At 53.7% G+C, this 3,888-nt stretch carries 3 protein-coding genes; 1 reads left to right on the forward strand and 2 read right to left on the reverse strand.

Going from position 1 to position 3,888, the window contains the following annotated elements; genetic code table 11:
* Window positions 1–1,353 (forward strand): FAD-dependent oxidoreductase (locus tag LJE94_16250; GenBank protein MCG6911656.1); only part of this gene is annotated, 1,353 nt, incomplete at its 5' end.
* A gap of 73 nt (window positions 1,354–1,426) precedes the next feature.
* Here the strand turns inward: LJE94_16250 and ilvN are convergent.
* Window positions 1,427–1,897: an acetolactate synthase small subunit gene (gene ilvN, locus LJE94_16255; GenBank protein ID MCG6911657.1), complete on the reverse strand. Its 471-nt coding sequence runs from the start codon at window positions 1,895–1,897 to the stop codon at window positions 1,427–1,429.
* Window positions 1,894–3,666: a biosynthetic-type acetolactate synthase large subunit gene (gene ilvB / locus LJE94_16260; protein MCG6911658.1), complete on the reverse strand. Its 1,773-nt coding sequence runs from the start codon at window positions 3,664–3,666 to the stop codon at window positions 1,894–1,896. The genes ilvN and ilvB overlap by 4 nt, the downstream gene beginning before the upstream one ends.
* Window positions 3,667–3,888: the final 222 nt, after the last annotated feature.

Raw genomic sequence — 3,888 nt, forward strand, 5'->3', positions numbered from 1 at the left:
AGAGAGGCATTTGAGGCCGCCCGCCTCCGGGGCTGGAACCGTGACCTGAACAGGCGCGTGATCCCTCTGGGATTCGTGGTCGCCTCCGGTACGCGGGATGTCGCGACCACCGTGAAGTATTGCCGTTCCAACAACCTTGCCATAACGGTGCGCGGCAAAGGCGCCCACTCACCCTATGGGATGGCGGACGACGCCGTCGTAATCGATCTCGTGAAGATGACCGCCGTCCGCGTCGATCCGGAGAACCGGTTGGTTTATGTCCAGGCCGGCGCCAATGGAGGCGATGTCGATCACGAGACAGCACTTCATAATCTGATCTGTTTGACCGGTTCGGTCTCGCATACCGGCTTTGCGGGCGTGGCGCTCGGAGGGGGCATCGGCCACCTCAGCCGCTGGCTCGGGGCGGTGGTCGACAGCATCGTCAGTTACGAGATGGTCACCGCGGAAGGAGCTGTTGTCCGTGTGGACGCATCCAGGGACCCCGAGCTGTTCTGGGGAATGCGTGGCAACGGAGCGAGTTTCGGCATCGTTACCGAGTTCGTGTTGAAGCTTCGCGACATGCCCAACGGTGGAATTATTCGTGCCGCGCCCATACTGTGGGGCGCCGACAATGCGAACGAAGTCATGTCTTCATGGATGGGGCGCATTGCCGAGCCCGGACGCAAGAAGACCGAGACCCTTCAGTTTGCCTTCCTCCACTCCCCAGATGGCCAGCCGCTCTGCGGCATCATTCCCCTTATCGTCGGTGAGACTGAGAAAGCGGCCTCGGCGACCTGTGACAAACTGGCGGCGTATGGCGGCGGCGCGCTGGTGCGTCAGGACACCCAGATGCCGTACACGGCGATGCAGGCGGCGCTGGATGGGGCCTTCCCCTACAACGCCAACTACTGGGACAAAGGCGTCTTTGTCGACTGGGATCCCGCTGATGGTAAGGCAGCCCAGGACATTATCGATATCGCTGTCAGGAGCTGGAGCAGCAAGCCGGAATTCGCCTCCAAATCGTGTACCTTCCTGCTCTTTATGGAGGTCAACGGTGCCGTGGCCGAGGTTGATCCGGCTTCGACCTCATTTTGCGCTCGCGGCGGACGCCTCTGGTGTACCGCCCTGATCGGCTGGTCCGACGACAACGACCGCAAACGCGCCGCCTGCAAGAAGTGGTGTGACGACTTCGTCGAAGCGTTAGCGCCGTTTCACGTGACGACGTATCTCAACAACGCCATGCCCGAAAACGAGCATGATATGCGGCGCGTGTTTCCGGAAGAAACCATGAAGCGCCTGCGGGCGCTCAAGAAGAAGCACGACCCCGAGGGCATGTTCAAGACGGGGGTATGGCAGTACCAGGCCAACCTCTGAGGCTTTGACGAAAACCATGGTGCCATGAGGCTTGAGAGTCTCACCGCGGCGTGTGCCCGCCGTTTATCTCTCGCTATTTTTCCATGGCGGCCACGCCAGTGCGGGCGATTTCTATGATATTTTCTTTGCCGACCTCATCGAGAAAGGTATCGATCTGTGAAGTGGAGCCGGCTATCTGGACGATTTGAATATCTTTGCCTTTCTTCTCCAGTATTTCAAAATTATAACGTCCGTTAAAGGCGGTGAGATGGTCCAGGTCAACTTCCAGTTTGACGATTGCCGCCTCCCGCCAATAGCTTTTTTGGGTATCAAGCTCTTTGGCGGAGATGACCTCGGTAAACTTCTCCAGTTGTTTTATGACCTGGGTCACCTTGGCAAGATCGTCTTCCTGAAGCGTGATCGTCATCCTGCTTATGCCCGGAACTCGTGAGCTGCAGACCGTTAAGGTCTCAACATTATACATTTTTTTTCTAATCAGCATCGACACTTTGTTGAGAACACCTGGACGGTCGAGCATAAATGCTAAAATGGCTCTTCTCTTCATGATTTGCTTCCCTTTCTTTTCTTCTTAGATGCTGACTTTTTTGAGGGGGGGCGGGTAACGATCATATCACCAAAACCGCCGCCTGATGGAATCATCGGCAGAATGACCTCTGACGGATCGCAGACAAACTCAATCAGTATCGGCCCTTTCTGCGCAATGGCTTTCTTCAGTGCCGGCGTGATGTCCTGGACGTCCTTCACCTTTATATATGGAATGTCATATGCCTGGGCGATAAATCCGTAATTCGGGTTCTGCATGGGGGTTCCGCTGTAACGCCCATCGAAAAAAAGCGTCTGCCACTGCCTGACCATGCCGAGGTAGCCATTGTTAAAAAGAAGCATCTTGATGTCAATCTTATGCTCCATGACGGTTCCCAGCTCCTGTATGTTCATCTGAAAACCGCCATCGCCGCTTATTGACCAGACCCGCTCATTGGGCCGGGCAAGCTTAACCCCTATTGCCATGGGCAGAGAGCATCCCATCGTGCCCGCTCCTCCCGACGAGAACCAGCTGTTTTCTGTCTGGTAATTGTAAAATCTCGCGGCCATCATCTGGTGCTGACCGACATCAGGTACAATGAGATCTTTACCCTTGGTCAGCGTGGACAGCCGATCGACGATCGTTTTCATGAGCAATTTACCGGTATCTCCGATCCCCTCATCGATTTCGGCCTGCAGCTCATCTCTCATCACCGTGCGGTGTTCAGCAATCTTTTGAAACCAGCGGCGTCTTGGTTTGTAGGTAAGGAGCGGGTCATCAACCAGGACCTGGAGCGTCCTGAATACATCGGCATTTATCGCCACTGAAGTTGCAACGTTTTTATCGATCTCGGAGGGATCGATTTCCACGTGGATGACGTCGGCATTGGCGGCATACTCGTTCAACTTGCCGGTGACCCGGTCGTCGAACCTCATGCCAAAGGCTATCAGCAGGTCCGCCTCCATGACGGCCTTGTTGGCTTCCACGGTACCGTGCATTCCCATCATTCCCAAACTCAACGGGTGATCGGACGGCAGGGCGGAAAGGCCGTGCATCGTAAAGGCTATGGGAATATTCACCTTTTCCGCAAATTGTCGCAGCAGGCTGCCGGCATTGCTGTTTATTACACCATGACCACAGAAAATCAGCGGCCTCACGCTCTTGTTGATCAACTTTATTGCCCGATCCAGCGGCTTCCTGTCCGGTGATGGATGGTAGAGATACCCGGGTAAGACGGGTCTATATCCTTTTACATTAAAGCTGTATGTGGGAGATACCGAATCATTCTGTATATCTTTCGGGATATCGACCAAAACCGGCCCGCCACGGCCAGTGGTAGCCACGTAATATGCTTCATGGATAGTCGACTCAATGTCGTCAGCGTGGAGGGGCATGTAGGTCTGCTTGCAAATGGGCATCATCACCCCGACGACGTCACTCTCCTGAAAGGCATCGGTGGCAATGACACCGGTAGCGACCTGCCCGGTCACTATCAACATCGGCACCGAGTCCATGTGGGCATCGGCCACGCCTGTGGTCAGGTTCATTGCACCAGGTCCGGAGGTGGCCATACAAACACCGAGTTGCGGATTATCCGTCGAAAGCGATCCTCTCGATAGACCCTGGGCCATAAAAGCCGCACCCTGTTCATGACGCGACATGATGAACTGGAACTGCTTCATTTTGTCCATTTCATCAAATACCGGCATGATGGTCCCGCCGGTGTAGCCAAAAATGTACTGTATTCCCTTGGTCTTAAGAGCGGATAGCAGCTTTTCTTTTCCAGTCATGGAGAATCTCTCTGGTCGGTTAAGAGTATCTGTTCATACTCGCAAAAAATGCATCAGACTTCGCGATAGACTACGTATCAGACAGGCGCTGAATCTATAATTCCATCCAACTGTTACTGTGCAACATAAATTCATATTGAAAAAAAACTATATGAATTCATGATCTTTTTGATAATTGATGTATCCATTCTGATATTAATTGATCAGATATATTGTCTTAAG

This window comes from Deltaproteobacteria bacterium (assembly GCA_022340465.1).
Classification (GTDB): domain Bacteria; phylum Desulfobacterota; class Desulfobacteria; order Desulfobacterales; family B30-G6; genus JAJDNW01.

Coding starts and splice junctions, on each gene's coding strand:
- ilvN (MCG6911657.1), bottom strand. CDS start 1,897: ATGAAGAGAAGAGCCATTTTAGCATTTATGCTCGACCGTCCAGGTGTT.
- ilvB (MCG6911658.1), bottom strand. CDS start 3,666: ATGACTGGAAAAGAAAAGCTGCTATCCGCTCTTAAGACCAAGGGAATA.